12 protein-coding genes and 2 riboswitches are annotated in these 19,497 nt (G+C 68.4%); of the genes, 5 read left to right on the top strand and 7 right to left on the bottom strand.

The features are described 5' to 3' along the window. Positions 1 to 34: 34 nt before the first annotated feature. Together P7A99_RS00615 and P7A99_RS00610 are read right to left on the bottom strand one after the other, a co-directional pair. On the bottom strand, positions 35 to 1,396 hold the full coding sequence (locus P7A99_RS00615) for a sensor histidine kinase (RefSeq protein ID WP_277792021.1): 1,362 nt from the start codon (positions 1,394 to 1,396) through the stop codon (positions 35 to 37). Then, the gene (locus P7A99_RS00610) at positions 1,393 to 2,055 is read right to left on the bottom strand and encodes a response regulator transcription factor (RefSeq protein ID WP_277792020.1); all 663 of its coding nucleotides are present in this window, start codon (positions 2,053 to 2,055) and stop codon (positions 1,393 to 1,395) included. Before P7A99_RS00610 ends, P7A99_RS00615 begins: the two co-directional genes overlap by 4 nt. Before the next feature lie 53 nt (positions 2,056 to 2,108). Between P7A99_RS00610 and P7A99_RS00605 the strand changes: the two genes are divergently transcribed. The 4 genes from P7A99_RS00605 to P7A99_RS00590 all read left to right on the top strand — a co-directional run bounded on the left by P7A99_RS00605 (position 2,109) and on the right by P7A99_RS00590 (position 9,616). Continuing rightward, the gene (locus P7A99_RS00605; RefSeq protein WP_277792019.1) at positions 2,109 to 3,182 is read left to right on the top strand and encodes an ABC transporter substrate-binding protein; all 1,074 of its coding nucleotides are present in this window, start codon (positions 2,109 to 2,111) and stop codon (positions 3,180 to 3,182) included. Positions 3,183 to 3,448: 266 nt separating this feature from the next. Next, positions 3,449 to 3,537, top strand: a riboswitch (glycine riboswitch). Positions 3,538 to 3,540: 3 nt separating this feature from the next. Next, positions 3,541 to 3,630: riboswitch (glycine riboswitch) on the top strand. Between the two features lie 136 nt (positions 3,631 to 3,766). Next, positions 3,767 to 6,460 (top strand): TonB-dependent receptor domain-containing protein, encoded by a 2,694-nt coding sequence (locus P7A99_RS00600; protein WP_277792018.1) that lies wholly within the window; start codon positions 3,767 to 3,769, stop codon positions 6,458 to 6,460. A 156-nt stretch (positions 6,461 to 6,616) separates the two neighbouring features. Then, positions 6,617 to 8,575, top strand: coding sequence for a S9 family peptidase (locus tag P7A99_RS00595; protein WP_277792017.1), 1,959 nt, complete (start codon positions 6,617 to 6,619; stop codon positions 8,573 to 8,575). 63 nt (positions 8,576 to 8,638) lie between these two features. Further along, a complete protein-coding gene (locus P7A99_RS00590; protein ID WP_277792016.1) occupies positions 8,639 to 9,616 on the top strand; it encodes an amidohydrolase family protein in 978 nt (325 codons plus the stop codon). A gap of 16 nt (positions 9,617 to 9,632) precedes the next feature. Here P7A99_RS00590 and P7A99_RS00585 read toward each other — a convergent pair whose 3' ends face one another. The 4 genes from P7A99_RS00585 to P7A99_RS00570 form a co-directional block, all read right to left on the bottom strand. Further along, a complete protein-coding gene (locus tag P7A99_RS00585; RefSeq protein ID WP_277792015.1) occupies positions 9,633 to 10,595 on the bottom strand; it encodes a FecR family protein in 963 nt (320 codons plus the stop codon). Further along, a complete protein-coding gene (locus P7A99_RS00580; protein WP_277792014.1) occupies positions 10,585 to 11,106 on the bottom strand; it encodes an RNA polymerase sigma factor in 522 nt (173 codons plus the stop codon). Before P7A99_RS00580 ends, P7A99_RS00585 begins: the two co-directional genes overlap by 11 nt. Before the next feature lie 96 nt (positions 11,107 to 11,202). Then, a complete protein-coding gene (locus P7A99_RS00575; protein WP_277792013.1) occupies positions 11,203 to 14,169 on the bottom strand; it encodes a TonB-dependent receptor in 2,967 nt (988 codons plus the stop codon). A 154-nt stretch (positions 14,170 to 14,323) separates the two neighbouring features. Next, on the bottom strand, positions 14,324 to 17,023 hold the full coding sequence (locus P7A99_RS00570; RefSeq protein ID WP_277792012.1) for a TonB-dependent receptor: 2,700 nt from the start codon (positions 17,021 to 17,023) through the stop codon (positions 14,324 to 14,326). A gap of 226 nt (positions 17,024 to 17,249) precedes the next feature. On the opposite strand from P7A99_RS00570, the gene P7A99_RS00565 reads away from it, so the two are divergent. Continuing rightward, positions 17,250 to 17,579, top strand: coding sequence for a DUF2322 family protein (locus tag P7A99_RS00565; RefSeq protein WP_277792011.1), 330 nt, complete (start codon positions 17,250 to 17,252; stop codon positions 17,577 to 17,579). A gap of 25 nt (positions 17,580 to 17,604) precedes the next feature. On the opposite strand, the gene P7A99_RS00560 is transcribed toward P7A99_RS00565, so the two are convergent. Next, positions 17,605 to 19,470 (bottom strand): PAS domain-containing protein, encoded by a 1,866-nt coding sequence (locus tag P7A99_RS00560; RefSeq protein WP_277792010.1) that lies wholly within the window; start codon positions 19,468 to 19,470, stop codon positions 17,605 to 17,607. Positions 19,471 to 19,497: the final 27 nt, after the last annotated feature.

The following is a 19,497-nucleotide window of genomic DNA, read 5'->3' as shown; positions in this document are numbered from 1 at the left end:
GGGCAAGACTTCGCGTGGACCTGTCGCTCCGGAGTCACGCGGCCCGGAACGTCAGGCTTGCGACAAGCCCCGGACGCGGCCGCCGCGCGCGCATCGCGAGGGATACGCCCAGCCGGTCGGCGATCGAGCGCGATATGGCCAGGCCAAGGCCGGTTCCAGAGCGGACCTGGCCTGCGAGCCCCCGGCTGAAGGGCGCCAGCACGCGCCTCAGCTCTGTTTCATCCATGCCCGGGCCGTTGTCCCAGATCAGCACGCCTGGCGCCCCCTCCAGAGCGTAGACGAGCACGCGAACCTGACCGTCGCCATAAGCGCAGGCGTTGAAGACGAGATTACGCAGCAGCTCGCCGATCAGCACCGGATTGCCGCGCGCCGGCGGCAGGTCGGCGGGGGCGCGCGCAAGCACCTCGGCTTCGGGAAAGGCGCGAGCGGCCTCGATGCGGATCGTGTTCAGCAGCGCCTTCAGATCGGTCGAGCCCTCGGTGGCGGCGGCCTCCGACCGAGCCAGGGCAAGGAACTGGGAAAGCACCCGAAGCAGGTTGGCGGCGGCCGATCTGGAGTCGCCCAGCAGAGCCTTCTCGCGCGGCGTCGCCGCTGATCGTTCCAGCAGGGCGAGGTTGGCGATGATCACCGATAGCGGGGTGCGAAGCTGGTGCGATGCGTCGGCGGAGAAGCGTTCGAGCGCCCGGGTGAAGCGCTCCTGGCTGCCCATCAGTCGGTTGAAGCCATCGACCAGCGGCGACAGCTCGATCGGAGCGTCGGCGGAGGTGACGGGCGCCAGATCGGGGCGAGGGGCCTGGGCTCTCGCCGTCAGGTTCCCGGCGAGGCGCCGGAGCGGCCCAAGCCCCCACCGCACGGCGGGGGCGACCAGCCCCGCGGCGACAGCGACCAGCAGGACCGGCAGGCCGATCAGGTTAGGCAGAAGGTCGCGGACGCTGGCATGCCGGGAATCCAGGCTCTGGGCCACGGTCACCACCACCGGCTCGCGCACGCCGGGGATCATCACCGTCGATTGCGCCACCCGAACCTTGTAGCCGCGCATCCGGGCGTAGCTGAAGCTGGTCTCATTGGGCGGCGGCGGGGTCAGGCGAGGGAGGTCATCATATCCGGTGACCAGCCGCGGCCCCTCGCGAACGGCGTAGAAGACCGCGTCGCGTTCGGGGCTGTCGAGCAGGCCGAGAGACCACGGGGGCAGGGCGACCCGGGCGCGGCCGTCCTGGGTTCCGATCTGGGCGACGATCGAGGCGACGGAACCGGCCAGCAGGCGATCGGACGTCTTCTCCACCACCTGCATGGCCGCGAGAACGCCCGCCAGGGCGAGGGCCGCCGCCAGCAGGGCCAGCGGGACGATCTGGGCGAGGAGCAGCCGGCCGACGAGGCTGGGCGGGCGAGGCTTCACGGATCGAGCCGGTAGCCGGCGCCGCGCAGGGTCTGGAGGTTCGGGCCGTCCGGAAGCAGCTTGCGTCGCAGTCGGCCGACATGCACGTCGAGCGCGTTGGGCAGCACAGACTGATCGTCGGGGAAGACCTCGGTCGCCAGTTGCATCCGGTCGACGACGCGGCCGGGGCGGGTGGCGAGTGCTCGTAGCACGGCCCATTCCCGGGGGCGCAGGTCGAGACGGCGCTCGCCGATCCAGGCCGCGCCGGCTTCCCAGTCGCAGGTCAGGGTTCCGACGCTGACGTTGCGCGCCGCGTAGCCGCCCTTGCGCCTGACCACGGCGCGGACGCGGGCCACCAGCTCGAACGGATCGAAGGGCTTCAGCACGTAATCGTCCGCGCCCATGTCCAGGCCCGCGATGCGGTCCTGGACCGCGTCCCTGGCCGTCAGGACGACGATGGGGGTCTGGAAGCCTTCGCGGCGCAGGCGGCCCAGAATCTCGAAGCCGTCGATGTCGGGCAGGCCGATATCGAGGATCACGGCGTCGAAGTCGGATCGCGCGGCCAGGGCCTGGGCCTCGGCGCCCGTCTCGGCGCAGACCGGAACATGACCTTCGCTTTCGAGCGTGGCGATCAGCGAACGGCGGAGGAGCAGATCATCCTCGACAACGAGTATCTTCATCGGGGATGTAGCGGCAGGCTTCACATTGCAGGAGCACGGCCATCCCACGCCGATTGCCAGTCAAGGTCAAGGCGGCTCGCTTCGCCCTCGCGCTCGGCGCCGTCGCCCTGGTCTCGATCCTGGCCGGTTGCACCCCGCGCCCGTCGGGACAGGCGACCAGCGGCTGGGACCTTCGCAGGGCCGAGCGAGAAGGCGAGGTCGTCGTCTACATCAACAACGACGTCCACCAGCGGCTGGTCGAGGATTTCGAGCGCCGGTTCCCGAAGGTGAAGCTGCGGTTCGTCGTGCTGACCTCGCGCGACATGCAGGCCCGGGTGATCGAGGAGGCGAAGGACGCCGAGCCGGTGGCCGATGTCGTCTGGACCTCGGCCATAGACACCCAGGTCAAGCTGATCAACGACGGCTACGCCCAGACCTATCGCAGCCCCGAGGCCGGTAGGCTTCCCGCCTGGGCGCGATGGCGCGATCAGGGCTTCGGGGTCACCAGCGAGCCGATCGTCTTCGTCTACAACAAGCGACTCCTGAAGGACGGCCAGGCGCCGCGCAGCCACTCCGCCCTCTTGGCCGCCTTGCGCGCCGATCCCGAGCGCTGGCGCGGCAAGGTGGCGATGTATGACCCCGAGCGCAGCGGCATGGGGTTCTTCTATCTGTCCAGCAATACCCAGTTCTATCCTGACGGCTGGGCGCTCTACGACGCGTTGGCCGCGGTGGACGTGCGCACCTACGTGCCCGGCAAGCCGATGCTGGACCGCGTGGCGACCGGCGAGCACCTGCTGGCCGTCGATATCAACGGATCCTATGCCGACTGGTATGTGCGCAACAACGGCCCTGACGTCGGCTACGTCGTTCCGGAAGACTATCACCTGTCGATCTCGCGGGTCGCCTTCATCACCCGCGTGGCGCGGCATCCCGGCGCGGCCCGCCTGTTCCTGGACTATCTGATGTCGGACGCCGGGCAGCGGGTCCTGTCGGAGGTTCGCCTGACGCCGATCCGTCCCGGGCTGGGCGCGGCCCCGCCCTCGGGCGCGCGTCCGATCCGGGTCGGCCCGGCCCTGCTGGCCAATTTCGACCAGGGGCGGCGCGCCGAACTGCTGTCCCGGTGGAGGGGCGGCGAGGCCGCTGAGTGATCGGTTGCTCAAATGGTGGGCGGAAATTGCTCGTGGCTTGATCATCTTCGGCAATCCACTCGCAGCTTAGCCCATTTTTTGAACGCCCCGGACTTCGGCGAAGCTGTCACCGACCTGTCATGCTCAGCGATGTCGCAGCGCGCGGCGGATCGGCGGTGACAGCCGCCGCGCGACGTCGGGAATTTCTTTCTAGCGATCGACTAATGCGGAAAAATATTGCCGCAAGGCGGCGCTTTGACCGGCCGCGGCGAACCATTCGTACTGGGCTGGCTCTCGCGGAAGAGATCAGGTTCGACCCGACGCCGAAGGCGCAACCGCCCCGGAAACGCTCAGGCAAAAGGACCGCAGAGCACAAGGACGCTGGAAAGCAGCCGCCTCCGAACGGGGGCGTCTCGCCGAAGGAGCAAGGGCGCGGTGCGTACCGAATCTCTCAGGCCACAGGACAGCGGGGGCAGAGGAACGCCTTGCGGTTTCGCGAGCGGCGCGTCGTGCGTCGGTGGCGGATCGCGGCTGCCGGAACGTCCAAACCCATGGGCGCCGGGGCGGGGGCGACTGTCGACTGCATGTTTGAGAGGGGATCTCACTTGGCATTTTCACGTCACTCCCGCCGCGCCCTGCTGATCGGTGCGAGCATCTTGCCGGCGGCTATGGCCCTGCACGGCGCGGCCCTGGCCCAGACCACTGACGACAGCGTCGGCGAGATCGTCGTCACCGCCTCGCGCATTGACCGCGCCGGCTTCCAGGCCCCGACCCCGACCGTGCGGGTCAGCGACGCCGACCTGGCCGTTGGCGCGCGCCCGAACATCGCCGCGGCCCTGAACGACCTGCCGCAGTTCCGCGCCACCACCTCGGCCCAGACCACCGGCACCAACACCGGCGCAGGCAACGCTCCGCTCGACCTGCGCGGCCTGGGCATCAGCCGCACCCTGGTGCTGATCGACGGTCGCCGCTTCTCAGGCGAGAACGACCTGAACGTGGTGCCCAGCGTGCTGGTCAAGGGCGTCGACGTCGTCACCGGCGGCGCCTCGGCCGCCTGGGGCTCGGGCGCCGTGGCCGGCGTGGCCAACATCATGATCGACCGCAACTTCACGGGCGGAAAGCTGGGCGTCGAGGGCGGCATCTCGTCCTTTGACGACGCCGAGCAGGTGCGGGTCGAAGGCGCCTGGGGCACGGGCTTCGCCGACGGCCGCGGCCACTTCGTGATCGGCGGCGAGTTCCTCAACAACGAAGGCGTCGTTCCCAAGAACAGCCGTCCGAACATCGGCCGCTGGGCCACCGTTCCCAACGGCGACGGCCGTTACAAGCTGGCGCCCGACGTCGGCTTCTCGAACGCGGCCTATGGCGGCCTGATCATGTCGGGCGTGCTGAAGGGCAAGGCCTTCAATCCTGACGGCAGCCTGCGCGACTTCGACTACGGTACGGTCAGCGGCACCAACTCGATCGGCGGCGAAGGCCCCTCGAACGACGACCTGTCGCCCCTGGTCACGCCCCAGCGCCGCTATGCGACGATGGCCAGCGTCACCTACGACCTGACCGACAGCGTCAAGCTGACCGCCGAACTGCGCCACTCGCGGATGTGGAACGACTACATCTGGTTCGGCGACCACAACCGCGGCAACCTGACGATCAAGGCCGACAACGCCTTCCTGCCGACCGCCGTCCGCACCGCCCTGGCCAACGCCGGCGAGACCCAGTTCACCATGGGCCGCTTCAACAGCGACCTGTCGTACTCGACCATCGACTTCGAGCGCGTGGCCACCCAGGGCACGATCGCGCTGGACGGCTCGTTCGGCGACGGCTGGCGCTGGAGCGCCTACTACAGCCACGGGGAGAACGAGAACAACATCGACACCCCCGGGTTCCTGCTGACCCAGAACTACGCCAACGCCGTGGACTCGGTGATCAGCCCGACCACCGGCCAGGCCGTCTGCCGCGTGGCCCTGACCAATCCGACCAGCAACTGCGTGCCGATCAACCTGTTCGGTGAAGGCGCGCCGTCGGCCGAGGCGATCGCCTATGTCACCGGCACGCCCAGCATGCGCGAGACCAGCAAGATCGACGTCGGCGGCTTCAGCCTCCGCGGCGAGCCCTTCGAACTGCCGGCCGGCCCCGTCTCGATCGCCGTCGGCGCCGAGGCCCGCAAGGAGTCGGTCGATCGCTCGGTCGGCGCCCTCGATACGGCCAAGGCCTTCACCTCGTTCAGCTTCTCGGCGATGTCGGGCAGCTTCACGGTCAAGGAAGCCTTCGCCGAAGTGCTGGCGCCCGTCGTCCGCGACGTGCCGGTGTTCAACAAGCTCGAGATCAACGCCGCCGCCCGCATCAGCGACTACGACACCACCGGCTCGATCTGGTCGTGGAAGCTGGGCGCGACGAACGAGTTCTTCCCGGGCTTCCGGGGCCGGATCACCCAGTCGCGCGACATCCGCTCGGCCAACCTGACCGAGCTCTTCACCACCAGCACCACCGGCTACAACACCATCGTCGATCCGGTGACCAACTCCAGCGTCTACGTACTGACCAACGGCGGCGGCAACCAGGCCCTGGAACCGGAGACGGCCAAGACCTTCACCGCCGGCTTCGTCTACTCGCCGCCGCAACTGCCGGGCTTCAACGTCTCGGTCGACTACTACAACATCGACATCGACGACGTGATCACCACGATCGGCGCCCAGGACATCGTCACCCGCTGCGCCGCCGGCAACCAGGACATGTGCTCGCGGATCACCCGTGACGGGGCCAACACGATCACCCGCATCGTCTCCACCTACGTGAACCTGTCGAACTACAAGACCGACGGCGTCGACGTGGAGATGTCCTACTCGATGGACGCCTCGCGCGTGCATTCGAGCCTGGACGGCCGCCTGCGCCTACGCACCGTCGGCACCTGGGTCAACAACCTGACCACCAACGACGGCGTCAGCGAGATCGACTACGTCCGCTCGCAGGGCTACTCGTTCGGCCTGGGCGTGCCGGAGTTCCGGGTCGTCAGCAGCCTGGACTACTCGGGTCCGGTGTTCGGCGCCAACCTGCGGGCCCGCTACATTTCGCCGGGCAACTACAACAACACCGTCGATCTCGTGAACGGTCACATCAAGGCCTACACCTATGTGGACCTGGGCGTGCGCGCCAAGCTGCCTGAGGTGGGCGGCTACAACGTCGAACTCTACGCTAACGCCACGAACCTGTTCGACAAGGAGCCGCCGATCGGCTCGCTCTACTCGCCGTACTACGACGTCATCGGCCGCTACGTGACCCTCGGCGCGCGGATGCGCTTCTAGGGACGCCGGGGTCGGACGTATCCGTCGCCCCCGCCGGGCGCGCCCGACCCCGACAGCCCGGAGCTACCCTCAAGCTCCGGGCGCGGCCGCTACCAGCGCCGCCGGCCGATCCCCCGGGGGCCGGCGGCGCCTCACCCCCAGATTGGTGATTTTCCCATGATCTCGCGCCTTACCCTGACGCTCGCCCTGCTAGCGTCGAGCGGCGGCTTCGCCATGGCCCAAAGCGCCCCCGTGGCCGCCGTGCCGGCCGCCATCGTCGCCGACGGCCTGCCGCCGATCCCGCAGGAACTGGTCTCGGCGACCACGCCCTATCTGCAGGCCCGCCACGCCAACTTCCTGGGCTGGAACCCGGCCGACCGCTCGATGCTGATCAAGACGCGCTTCGGCGGCACCGACCAGGTCCACACGGTCGCCAAGCCCGACGCCGACCGCCGCCAGCTGAGCTTCGAGGCCGAGCCGATCCTGGCCGCGGCGCTTTCGCCGGCCGGCGACGCGCTGGTGGTGCAGAAGGATGTCGGCGGCGACGAGTTCTACCAGCTCTATCTGCTGGTCGACGGCCGTCCGCGCCTGATCACCGACGGCAAGAGCCGCAACTGGTTCGGCGCCTGGTCGCCCGACGGCAAGCAGATCGGCTATGCCTCGTCGCGCCGCAACGGCGCGGACATGGACCTCTACGTGGTCGATCCGCGCGATCCCAAGACCGACCGCCTGGTCGCCAAGGTCACCGGCGGCGGCTGGAACGTCGCCGACTTCTCGGCCGACGGCAAAAAGGCCCTGGTGCTCAATCGGATGTCGATCAACGAGGCCATGGTCTACGAACTGGACCTCGCCAGCGGCGCGATGGTTCCGCTGACCGACCCGAAGGCCAAGGCCTCGTTCGTCGATCCGCACTACGCCCACGACGGCTCTGTGTGGCTGACCTCGGACAAGGACAGCGACTTCCTGCGCCTGGGCCGCCTGGACGCCAAGACCAAGACCTTCGTGCCCGTCAGCAAGGAAGCGCGCTGGGACGTCTCCGACTTCGCCCTGTCGCCCGACGGAAGCTTCTCGGTCTACGCCATCAACGAGGCCGGCGTGTCTCGCGTGCGGATGCTCGATCTGACCAGCGGCGCGGTGCGCAACATCGACGGCCTGCCGGCCGGGGTCATTCCCTACAGCATCGGCGCGGCGATCCAGATCTCGCCGTGGGGCGAGATCGGCCTGTCGATGTCCTCTGCCAAGGTCGCCGGCGACGCCTTCTCGATCGACGCCAAGACGCTGAAGGTCACCCAGTGGACCCATAGCGAGACCGGCGGCCTCGACCCCGCCAAGAACGTCGAGCCGCGTCTCGTCGAGATCAAGAGCTTCGACGGCGAGACTGTCTCGGGCTTCCTCTACCAGCCCGACCCGGCCAAGTTCCCCGGCAAGCGCCCGCTGATCGTCGACATCCACGGCGGCCCCGAAGGTCAGACCCGTCCCGACTTCCTCGGCGGCAACAACTACTTGGTCAACGAGTTGGGCGTGGCGCTGTTCTTCCCGAACGTCCGCGGCTCGTCGGGCTACGGCAAGCGCTTCGTCAATCTCGACAACGGCCCGTTCAAGCGCGAGGATTCGGTCAAGGACATCGGCGCCTTCCTCGACGCCCTGACCAAGGAGCCTGCGCTCGACGCGGATCGCTTCGCGGTCAACGGCGTCTCCTACGGCGGCTACATGTGCTACGCCTCGGCCACGCACTACAGCCCGCGCCTGAAGGGCGCCAACTGCTATGTCGCGATCTCCAACTTCGTCACCTTCCTCGAGAACACCCAGTCTTACCGGCGCGATCTGCGTCGCGTGGAGTATGGCGACGAGCGCGACCCCAAGCAGCGCGTCCAGCTGATGAAGATCTCGCCGCTGACCAGCGTCGACAAGATCACCATCCCGCTGCTGGTGGCGACCGGCGGTACCGATCCGCGCGTGCCGGCTTCGGAAGCCGACCAGATGATCGCCGCCGTCCGTGCCAAGGGCGGCGAGGCCTGGCACCTGCTAGCCAAGAACGACGGTCACGTTTTCCGCAAGAAGGAGAACGCCGACTACTACTTCTGGTCCAGCATCATGTTCTGGCGGAAGACCCTCCTGGGCGAGGGCGGTCAGTAAGGCGGGGCAGGGGCGCGGAACAGGGTTTCGCGCCCCGCTTGTTTTTCAGGAACGGAGAGCCTCGTGAGGTTCAATCTAAACCGGCGGGGCGCGGCCCTGGCCGTGGCCCTGGCGGCCGCGTCGCCTGCAACCGTGAAGGCCCAGACCGCGATCCCGGTCGATCACCACATGCACGTGCATTCGCCAGCGATCCTCAAGATCCTGCCGGCCTACTGCGACAGCCCCAAGCGCAAGAGCCCCTGCGATCCCCGGTTCACCGCTCCCCTGACGGCCGACGACGCGCTGAAGGCCATGGACCAGGCCGGCATCGGGCAGGGCTGGCTCATGTCGACGGCCTATCTGGCCGAAAGTCCCTTGGCCGATCCTCTGCCGAACGCCGGTAACGTCGTGCACGCGGCCAACGACTTCACCGTAGGCCTGGCTCGGGCTCGTCCCGATCGCTTCGCCGCCTTCGTCAGCGTCAATCCCAACGCGCCCGACGCCCTTGCCGAGATCGCCCGCTGGAAGGGCGACCGCGCCGTGACCGGGCTGAAGCTGCATCTGACCAACTCCGATGTCGACCTGCGCGATCCGGCGGACACGGCCAGGCTGGCGGCGGTGTTCCGGGCGGCCTCCGACGCGGGCTTGATCATCATGATCCACATGCGCACGCGGGCCGCAGACTATGGCGCGCGAGACGTCCGGCTGTTCCTGGATGAGGTGCTGCCCGCCGCCGGCGGCGGGCCGGTGGTCATCGCCCACGCGGCGGGGTGGGGCGGCATCGACGCCGTGACGCTGGATGCGCTGGGCGCCTTCGCCGAGGCCTTCGAGAATAATCCGGCCTCGGTCCGCAACCTGCGTTTCGATCTCGCCCAGGTCTTTAACAAGCAGGCGCCGCAGGACCAGCGGGCGAAGATGGCCGCGCTGGTGCGCAGGATCCGACCCGACCGCTTCGTGGCCGGCTCGGACTGGCCGTTCGCCGGCGATCTCAAGGCCTACTTCTCCAGCGCCTACGCCGGATCCGGGCTGTCTTCGGCCGAATGGGACACGATCCTACGGTAGGCGGGCAGGGCCGGCGTCAGGACCGCGGTCCGCGCGGCGCGAGGTAAATGCGTTCGCCCTCGGAGCGGGGCTGCATCTCCAGCAGGGCGGCGATCATGCTCAGGGATTCCGCCGGACGGTCCAGCTTGAAGCGCCCGGTGACCTTCAGCTCGCCCAGGGCGGGGTCGTGCAGCGCCACGGTTTGGGGCGTGTAGCGATTGAGGCGGGCGATCACGTACTTCAGCTGCAGGCCGTCGGCGTCCAGCCAGTCCGAGCGCCAGGCCTGGTAGCTGCCCGCCTCGAGCCGGCCGGCGACCGGGGCCTGGTTCGAGGCCAGCATCAGCCACTCGCCCCTGGCCAGGCGACGCTCGACGCCGTCGCGCGCCACCCGCACCACGCCGTCGAACACCCGCACCTGCACCGCGTCGCTGACCCGCTCGACCTCGAAGGTGGTGCCGATGGCCGTAACCACGGTGTCGCCGGCCTGGACGCGGAACGGACGCTTGGCGTCCTTCCTCACGTCGAACATCGCATCGCCTCGCGTCAGGCTGATGTCGCGTGCGTTGCGGCCGTAGCGCACCGTCACGCCGGAGGCCGCCGCCAGGGTGACGACGGAATCGTCGCTAAGCCGATGCTCGGCTCGCGCGCCCACGGCGGTGGCGAGTTCGACGGGCGCAGGCGAGGCAAGGTAGGGGCGCACCACGGCGACGCCCGCCAGGCCAGCGACCAGGGCCACGCCGGCCGCAACGAGACCCAGGCGCAGCGCGCGGCTGGCCTTGGCGGGCGTAGCGCGCATGCGTTCGGCGGCGTCCAGCAGGGCCGTGTCGCGCTGGGTGCCGCGGATCAGGGCGAAGGCGGCCGCGTGGTTCGGCGCGGCGGCGAGCCAAGCCTCCAGTTCGGCGCGCTCGGCAGGAGAGAGCTCGGCCAGGCGGTCGGCCCAGTCGGCGGCGATCTCGAGGTCCTCGTCGGACGGCAGGCGCCAGTTGTCGTTAGCGCGCATCGCCGCGGCTCCCTTCTCGCGCGGCGTTGACCGCCGCGTCCTGCATCGCGCCGGCCAGCTCGGCCATGGCCCGCACGAGGTGTTTCTTGACGGCCTCGACGCTGATCCGCAGATCGTCAGCGATGGCCTGGCGTGACTGGCCGTCGAGGTGACGGCGGATGAATATGTCGCGGCGCAGGGGTGAGAGGCGTTTAAGCGCCGCCTCGAACACGGCCGCGCGCTGCTTGTGTTCCAGCACAGCGTCCGGCAACGGCAGGTCGCAACCGAAGTCCTCGTCGCCGATCGGCTCCTCGCGCTTGTCGCGGCGGGCCTGGGCGTAGATCAGGGAGTCCGCCACCCGATAGGCGTAGGCCAGAGGCTGGGAGATTTCCTGTTTGCCGGCCTGGCGCATCACGGTCAGAAGGGTCTCCTGAAGGACGTCCTCGGCCCGTGCCGGATCCTTGCAGCGGCGCACGATATAGGCCGCGAGCTTGCGCTCGTGGGGCCGCAGCGCCGCGAGTACGTCGGTCATGGCGCTTCCGGTGCTCGTGCGCGCGTCCATGGATGGTAGAGGCGCTGAGCGGCCGAACGGGGACAGGCCCAGGAGAATTTTCTTCATGCGCGGCGCCTAGAACTCGTAGGTCAGGCCGAGGGTGAAGGTGCGGCCGCTGACCGTGCGGGCCAGCAGGCGCTTTTCGACGATGTCGGAATACTGGGTGGTCGGGGCATTCGTCAGGTTGACGCCCTCGACCACGATGCGCAGTCCGCCGGGCGCGTTGTAGTGCGCCGCGAAGTCGATGTTGTTGCTGGCCTTGTAGCCGGCCCCCACCGCGCCGTTGCCGCCCGCGCTGTCCAGATAGCCCGATCGATAGGCCGACGAGATCCGCGCCCCCCAGCGCGGGGTCTCGTAGTAGAGCGTCGCGTTCGAGGTCCAGCGCGACAGCTGGAAAAGATCGAGCGCCACCGCGCGGTCCTCGATCAGCACGTTGGAGCGGCCGGCGGCGCGGGTGACGTTGCCGACCACGCCCAGCTTGTCGAACGGCGCGGGCAGGAAGGTCAGGTCGCGCTGCATGGCCAGTTCGATCCCCTTGATCGACGCTCCGTCGCCGTTCACCGGCCGCACGAAGGTGTAGACCGTGTCGGGGCCGTTGCCGGGCGCCAGGAAGGCTAGCGGATAGCCGGTCGACCCGTAGGGCACGGCGCTGGTCGCCGTGGTGATGAACGAGTCCATCCGCTTGTGGAACAGGCTGACCGCCAGGTAGCCGGCCCGGCCCTGATAGACCTCGACGGCGGCCTCGACCGCGTCGGCGAGGAACGGGCGCAGGTTCGGATTGCCCGACGAGATGGTTCCGCCGAACGGGGCCGAATTGACGTTTCCGGCGGTGCGCAGGTCCCCAAGGCTGGGCCTGCTGATGTTGCGGTTGGCCGAGAGCCGGACCACGACCGACGGCGAGACGTCCACGGCCAGGTTCAGGGCCGGCAGCACGCCGTCGTAGTCGTTGCGGATCACCGCCGGCTCAAGCTTGCTGCCGGTGTTGACCATGCCCGCCGAGGTCAGGTCGGTGGCGTACCAGCGCAGGCCCAGGTCGCCGCGCCAGAGCCGATCGGCGACCACGCCCTGTGCGCGGGCCATGATATAGGCCGACCAGGTCTTTTCGGTGATCGTATAGTGCGAGCCCGGCTGGTCGTCGGCCTCGGACAGGTCGCGGGCCAGGCCCAGACGCGCGAAGGTCCCATCGATGTCGGCGACGACGTAAGGCAGCAGTGACTTTTCGAAGATCGGCCGCGTCACCGCCTGCGGCGCGCCGACGGCCGGATAGTCGGTTCGGGTCCGCCGGTTGTAGCCGTCGTTGCGGAAGGCCTTGTACTGCACGCCGCCGAGCAGAGAGAGGGCGGGGGCGGCGCGGTAGTCGAGATCGAAACGCCCGGTGGAGAAGGCGTTGATCACCCGGTCCTCGCGCACGTCGGCCCGCATCAGGCTCCAGGCGGCCGGATCGGCGGGATCGAAGCCGTAGGTGCTGGCGGCCGCCTCGTCGCCGTCGCGCAGATCGTAGGAAAAGGCCTTGTCGCGGGCTTGAAGGAAGACCTTGTCGAAGACCGGCCCCTCGAAGTCCGACCGCGACCAGCCCGCCATTCCGCGCAGGAGCAGGCGCTCGCCCGCCCGGAACTCGCCATTCAGCGCGCCCTGTACGAAGACCGTGGCGTCCTCGGAGCGCTTGTGTTCGCTGCGAAGGTCCACGCCGCTGGAATAGTCGGCGTAGACGAGGCTGTTTCCCCGGATCTCGGCCGCACGCAGGCGCTGGGCGCCGCGCACGTCGCCGGTCAGCGGGTTGTCGCCGGCTGCGGCGAGCGAGAACTCGTCGCGGTCGTTGGTGAGGCGGCCGTACAGCAGGTCGACGCCGAGTTTCATGCGGGTTCCCGGCTCGTACTGACCCGCGAAGGTAAGGCCAAGGCGCGTGCGATGGTCGAACCAGGTCGAGTAGCTAGCCGCCATCGGCGCGACGACACGGGCGTTGCCGGTGGCGTTGATCAGGCGGTCGGCGACGTCGCGCGGCACGTCCGGCCCGACATTGGCCGCACCAAAGGTGACGGGCGACCAGCCCCAGTTGCGATAGCCGTACTCGTTGGCGTCGTTCTCGCTGTAGGCGACCGAGACCAGGGCTCCGAAGTCGCCCCAGCGCCTGGAAGCGAGCGCGGCGAACCGCGGGCTCACGGTGTCGGTGGCGCCGTTTGTCAGGGCCTTGGCCGAGAAGGCCAGCTTGTCGCCGGGATAGTCGAAGGGCTTGGCCGTGCGTAGCTCGACCGTGCCGCCGATCCCGCCTTCGTCCTGGTCGGCGGCGTACGATTTCCAGACGGTGACCCGGTTGAAGAGCTCGCTGGCGAAGATCGAGTAGTCGAAGGCTCGGGTGCGGCTGACCGAGCCGCGATTGTCCATGCCCGAGGCGGTCGAGGCCGAAACCTCCATCCCGTTCAGCTGGGCGCGGGTGAAGTCCGGGCCAAGACCGCGCAGGGCGATCTGCCGACCTTCGCCGCTGTCGCGCGAGATGGTCATGCCGGGGATGCGCTGCAGGGATTCCGCCAGGTTGAGGTCGGGGAAGGCGGCGATGTCCTCGGCCAGGATCACTTCCTGGGCCCCCGGCGCCCGGCGCTTGAGATCGCGGGCGTGGGCCATCGTCTCGCGAAAGCCCGAGACGACCACGGGCTCGACCTCGATCGGCGCCTCGAGCGGCGGAACCTGTCGCGAGAGCGGCGCGGGGGCGTAGGCCGGCGGGGCGGCCTCGCGCAGGACATAGCCGCCGCCGGCCTCCAGGGCGCGCAGGTTCTGGCCGGCGATCAGGCGCTCCAGAGCCTCGCGCGGCGTCAGCGTTCCGCGAACGCCGCGGCTGGTGCGGTGGCGGATGTCGGCCAGGGTCATCACAGGCACGTCGGCCTGGCGGGAGAAGGTGTTGAGAGCCTGGGAAAGGTCGCCGCCGTCGATGGCGAAGCGGCGGGGCGCCTCGGCAGCGGCGGGCGCGACGGCAATGGCGGTCGCCAGGCCAGCGGCCAAGCCTAGGATGGAGCCGGACCGCGCCAGCCAGGCGCGCCGTGCCGCCATCGAAATCCCCGAGCGCGGCGGCCGAGCAGAATCCGGACGCCTCTTGGCCAGACCCCTACAAAGCGCGCATGTCACTAATTTGAAGGCGTCCAAAAAGAAGGCCGCCGTCCGAGCTGGACGGCGGCCGCAAGTTGAGGGGAGGGGAAGGCGGGACCTAGAACTCGTAGGTCACGCCGAAGGTGAAGGTGCGGCCGCTTTTGGTGTAGGCGAGCACCCGGTCGGCGGCGATGTCGGTGTACTGATCGATCGCCTGGTTGGTCAGGTTGATGCCCTCGACCACCAGCTTCAGGCCGTTCGGCGCGTTGTAGTGCGCGGCGAAGTCGATGTTGTTGGTGCTGTGGTAGCCCGAGCCGATGTTGCCGTTGCCGCCCGCGCCGTCGAGATAGCCGTCACGATAGGCGCTGGAGATGCGCGCGCCCCACTTGTCGGTCTCGTAGTAGAGGGTGGCGTTCGAGGTCCATTTCGACAGCTGCATCAGGTCAAGCGAGTACGAGGCGCCGTCGATCAGCACGTTGGACTTGCCGGTGGCGTAGGTGACGTTGCCGACGAAGCCGAACTTGTCGAACGGGGCCGGCAGGAAGTCGAAGTCGCGCTGGAAGGCCAGTTCGACGCCCTTGATCGTGGCCCCGTCGCCGTTCACCGGGCGATTGAAGCTGTACATGGTCGAGCCGTCCTGGCCCGGACCCTGGAACTGGGTCGGGTAGCCGGTCGAGCCGTACGGCACCAGCGAGGTCTCGCTGGTGATGAAGCTGTCCATGTTCTTGTAGAAGGCGCTGAGCGCGATGTAGCCGCTCTTGCCCTGGTAGAACTCCAGAGAACCCTCGACGGAGTCGGCCAGGAACGGCTTCAGGTTCGGATTGCCGGCCGAGATCGTGCCGCCGAACGGGGTGAAGCTGACGCTGCCGGCCGCCCGCAGGTCCGACAGGCTGGGCCGGCTGATGTTGCGGTTGGCGCTGAAGCGGGCGACGAGGTTCTCGCGCACGTCGACGGCGAGGTTGAGCGTCGGCAGGAAGCCGTCGTAGCTGCTCTTGATCACCACCGGCAGCAGCACCGAGCCCTGCGTCGCCGTGCCGGCGGAGGTCAGGTCGGTCGAGTAGTAGCGCACGCCCACATTGGCCCGCACCGGATAGTTCCAGGCCGTGGCGTCCAGGTCGTACTGCACGAAGGCCGAGGTGGTCTTTTCCTCGAGCTGGTAGTTCGAGCCCGGTTGGTCGTTGGCCGTGGTCAGGTCGCGCAGCTGGCCGGTGCTGGCGTAGGTGCCGTCGATGTCGGCGACGATGTAGGGGATCACCGACTTCTCGTTGACGACGTACTTCACCGCCTGCGGCACGACCGGCTTGTTGTACCAGTCGATGCGCTGATAGCGCTGGAAGCCGTTGTTGGCGAAGTTCCTGTACTCGACGCCCGCCTTCAGGATCGAACCGCCGCCGAAGTCGTAGACGCCGTCCAGCTTGGCGGTCTTGTACTCGCTGCTGATGTAGTCTTCGCGGGTGTCGGCCCGCATCAGGCCCCATTGGGCCGGATCGGTCAGGTCGAAGTTGTAGGTGTTCTTGCCCATGCGGCCGCCGCGGAAGTCGTAAGCTATCGACTTGTTGGTCGACTGCAGGAACACCTTGTCGAAGATTGGCTCCTCGAATTCCGACTTCGAGTAGCCGAGCAGGGCCTTGATCTTGAAGGCGTCGCTGACCTGGTAGCCGCCGTTGAACACTGCCTGGGTGAAGGTGGTCTTGTCGTGCGAGAACTTGTGCTCGCTGCGCATGTCGACGCCGCTGACATCGGCGGCGACCAGGCTGTTGCCTTGGATCACCACGGAGTTCAGGCGCTGCGTGCCGGTGATGTTGCCGGTCAGGGCGTTGACGCCGGCCGAGGTCATCTGGAACTCGTCGCGATCGTTGGTCAGGGTCCCGTACATCAGGTCCAGGTCCATCGTCAGGCGCTCGCCAGGATGGTACTGCAGGGCCGTGGTCAGGCCGAGGCGCTCGCGCTTGTTGAACCAGGTCGAGTAGGTCTGAGCCTGGGAGGCGCGGACGCGGTTGTTGCCCGTAGCATTGACCAGGCGGTCGCGGTCGGCGGCCGAAACGCCTGGGCCGACATTGGCCGCGCCGGCGTTGATCAGCGTCCAGTTCCAGTTGCGGTAGCCGTACTCGTTGATGTCGTTCTGGCCGTAAGCCACGGAGAACAACGCGCCGAAGTCACCCCAGCGGTTCGAGATCAGGCCGACCACGCGCGGGGTGGTGGTGTCGGTGTTGGCGTTGTTCATGGCCTTGATCGAGGCCACGGCCTTGAAGCCGGCGTAGTCGAACGGCTTGGCGGTGAAGAGGCCGACGGTGCCGCCGATGCCGCCTTCGTCCTGCTCGGCGGCGTAGGACTTCTCGACGACGACCTTGTTGAACAGCTCCGAGGCGAAGATCGAATAGTCGAACGAGCGCGAGCGGCTGACCGAGCCGCGGTTATCCATGCCCGAGGCGGTGTTGGTCAGCACCTCCATGCCGTTCAGCTGGGTGCGGGTGAAGTCGGGGCCAAGGCCCCGCAGGGCGATCTGGCGGCCTTCGCCGGCGTCGCGCGAGATGGTCACGCCCGAGATGCGCTGCAGCGATTCCGCCAGGTTCAGGTCGGGGAAGGCGGCGATGTCGTCGGCGACGATGACGTCCTGGCTGCCGACCGCGCGGCGCTTGATGTCGCTGGCCTTCAGCAGGCTCTCGCGGAAGCCGGTGACGACGATGGCCTCGACCTCGTCGACGGCCGGCTCGTTCGTCGGAGCCGGCGTTTCGGCCGCATGGGCCTGGGCCGCGCCCAGCAGCGCGACGGACAGGGCCGTCGTGGTCAGAAGGTTGAACTTGATGGCTTTTTTCATGGCCCCGATCCTTGCGGTCTGCGACGGGGCAGGGAGGTTTCCCCGCCGGTCGTCAGGCGGGGGAGGGCGCTGGAGCGTCATCGGGGACAGGTTTTTATATGAAGTGTTTGCGACGGCGTGGGGCATTGATCCGTGCAGGGATCTTCACGTCTTCCCAATGGCGGACGGCCGCGCAGGGTGTTAGAGGCCGCGCGCGATGAACTCAGGATTTCGAGAAGAACTGGCGATGATTCAACTGGGCGCGACCTTCAAGGACAACCTTCAGCAGCTGCCGGCCGTCGACGGCGTGCAGCGCATCGATCTCGTCGGTTCCGACGGCGTCGTGGTCGCCAGCATCGAGAACCAGCCGGGCAAGCAGGGCTCGCTCGCGGTCTACCAGTATCTCAAGCAGGTCTTCGGCGCTCTGGACGCCAAGGCGGCCGAGCATGGACTGGCGGTGTTCGCCGAACACACGGCGGATGCGCGCAACCGTCCGGGCGCGCACCCGAATGTTGACCGCCTGTTGGCTGTCGCCGTCGGCGGCGACGCGCTGGCCATCGAAGTGATCGCGGTCTGATCGGCCTGAACGCCCGTCAGGGCGGCTACTGACGAACAGGCGCAGCGGCGTCCGCAGCCAGGCGAAGCAGTTCGGCCAGTGTGCGGACGCCCAGTCGATCCATCAGCTGGGCGCGGTAGGTCTCCACCGTGCGGGGGCTGAGCGAAAGCTGCAGCGCGATCGACTTGTTGGTGCCGCCCGCCGTCAGCCCCTCCAGCACCTGACGCTCGCGCGCGCTCAGCTCGGCGATCCGCTGTCGCGCCGCCGGGTCGCCGGGCGTCGCGGCCGAGCGTTCGCGCAGAGGGAGCGCCGCCTGGACGGCGAACCGCAATGTCTCTGCCGGAGCGTCGTCGGGCAGGACGTTGGCCGCGCCGTACTTCATCAGCTGCACGACCTCGCCGAGCTGATTGTCGAGCGATCCGACCACGATCCAGGGCAGGCGGGCCGCGGTCGCCTTCAGAATCGGCGCCGCATCCAGAATCTCCCGCACGGGGATCGACCAGCCGATCACCGCGACCCCGGGGACCAGGTCGTCGCTGACATCGAGGAAGGCGGCGAGATCCTCGAAGCGGCGGATCTTGTAGGCGTCGCGTGGCAAGGCGGGGCTCGCAGCGTCGTCATCCCGGACGCCGATCAGATACACCCGGGCGTCGGTGGCCCGCGCGACCTCTACCAGGAGGCCGCCGATCTTGCCGATCACCCCGCTGGTGTCGGGTATGGGGAACGCCGTGGCATGAAACCAGCGCGGCGAACCGTCGGGCGCCTCGGCCCGGAACTCGCCCTGGATGGTCTGGCCGGCGGCCACCTTGTCAAACACGCCGAGCATGGCGCTGCGATCGTCGGGATGCAGGGTGGCGACCCAGCTTTCCCAACGGATGGGCGCGCCGTCGGAAGGCAGGGCCCAGGCCGCCCGGAAGCGGGGGTTCAGGCCCTCGATCCGTCTGGACGTCACGTCGGCCGACCAGATCAGGCCGTTGGAGGCGCTGGAAATCTCATGGAAACGCGCGTCGCGCTCGCCGATCTCGGCGGCGGCGGTGCGCCAGTCGTCGATGTCTACGGCCGAGCCGCACCAGCCCGAGAGGCGGCCGGCCTCGTCGAAGACCTGCTGTGCGCGCACCGCATGCCATCGATAGGCGCCGTCGTCGCCCTTAAGCCGCTGCTGGGCTTCGAAGGGGCGGTCGGCGGCGATGCAGGCCTGGTAGATGGCCGGCGCCAGGGCGCGATCCTCGGGATGGACCAGGTCGTTCCAATGGGCGCCGGGCGCCTGGCTGGCCGACGCGTACGCCTCCAGCCGCTGGTTCATCCATTCCAGCCGACCGTGGGGGTCGCTGCGCCACATCAGGGCGGGCGCCTTGTCGGTAACCGACCGCAGGGCCGCCTCGCTCGATCGCATGGCTCGCTCGGCCAGCACGCGCCGAGTGGTCTCGTGGACGACCCCGAGCACGCCGCGGATCTCGCCGGCCTCCGAGCGGAGCGGCGAATAGCAGAACGACCACCAGGTGTCGGAAAGCGCGCCGTCGCGTTCGAGCGGCGCATGGAAATCCTCGAGGTAGACGGACTGGCCTTGCAGCGCCTGTTGCAGCAGCGGACCCGCATGCGCCCAGGCTTCGGGGAACACCGACTGGAATGATCGGCCCATGCAGAGCGTCTTGCCGGAGAGCACCGGCTCGTAGGCATCGTTGTAGAAGAGCGAGTTCTCGGTTCCCCAGGTCAGAAACATCGAGAACTTGGTGCCCAGCATCAGGTTGAGGGCCGATACCAGGCCCTGATCCCATTGGCCGATCGGGCCTAGCGGGGTCGCTTCCCAGGGGAGGGAGCGGATCAGGTCGGCGCAACGCCCGGCGGCGTGCAGGTGCAGAACGGCCGGATCACCGTTCGAGCGGAAGGACTTGGGCTCCGACGAGGCCCTCATCGTACTCTACCCTCCATCGGCCGAACC

Origin of the sequence: Caulobacter endophyticus (assembly GCF_029543245.1) — a bacterium.
Taxonomy (GTDB): Bacteria; Pseudomonadota; Alphaproteobacteria; order Caulobacterales; family Caulobacteraceae; genus Caulobacter; species Caulobacter endophyticus_A.
Note: the sequence above shows the minus strand (reverse complement) of the source record. Positions and strands in the feature narration are given on the sequence as shown.

Bases quoted from the DNA above. Each gene is read 5' to 3' on its own strand.
- P7A99_RS00610 (WP_277792020.1), bottom strand. From the start codon at position 2,055: ATGAAGATACTCGTTGTCGAGGATGATCTGCTCCTCCGCCGTTCGCTG.
- P7A99_RS00595 (WP_277792017.1), top strand. From the start codon at position 6,617: ATGATCTCGCGCCTTACCCTGACGCTCGCCCTGCTAGCGTCGAGCGGC.
- P7A99_RS00585 (WP_277792015.1), bottom strand. From the start codon at position 10,595: ATGCGCGCTAACGACAACTGGCGCCTGCCGTCCGACGAGGACCTCGAG.
- P7A99_RS00580 (WP_277792014.1), bottom strand. From the start codon at position 11,106: ATGACCGACGTACTCGCGGCGCTGCGGCCCCACGAGCGCAAGCTCGCG.
- P7A99_RS00575 (WP_277792013.1), bottom strand. From the start codon at position 14,169: ATGGCGGCACGGCGCGCCTGGCTGGCGCGGTCCGGCTCCATCCTAGGC.
- P7A99_RS00570 (WP_277792012.1), bottom strand. From the start codon at position 17,023: ATGAAAAAAGCCATCAAGTTCAACCTTCTGACCACGACGGCCCTGTCC.
- P7A99_RS00565 (WP_277792011.1), top strand. From the start codon at position 17,250: ATGATTCAACTGGGCGCGACCTTCAAGGACAACCTTCAGCAGCTGCCG.
- P7A99_RS00560 (WP_277792010.1), bottom strand. From the start codon at position 19,470: ATGAGGGCCTCGTCGGAGCCCAAGTCCTTCCGCTCGAACGGTGATCCG.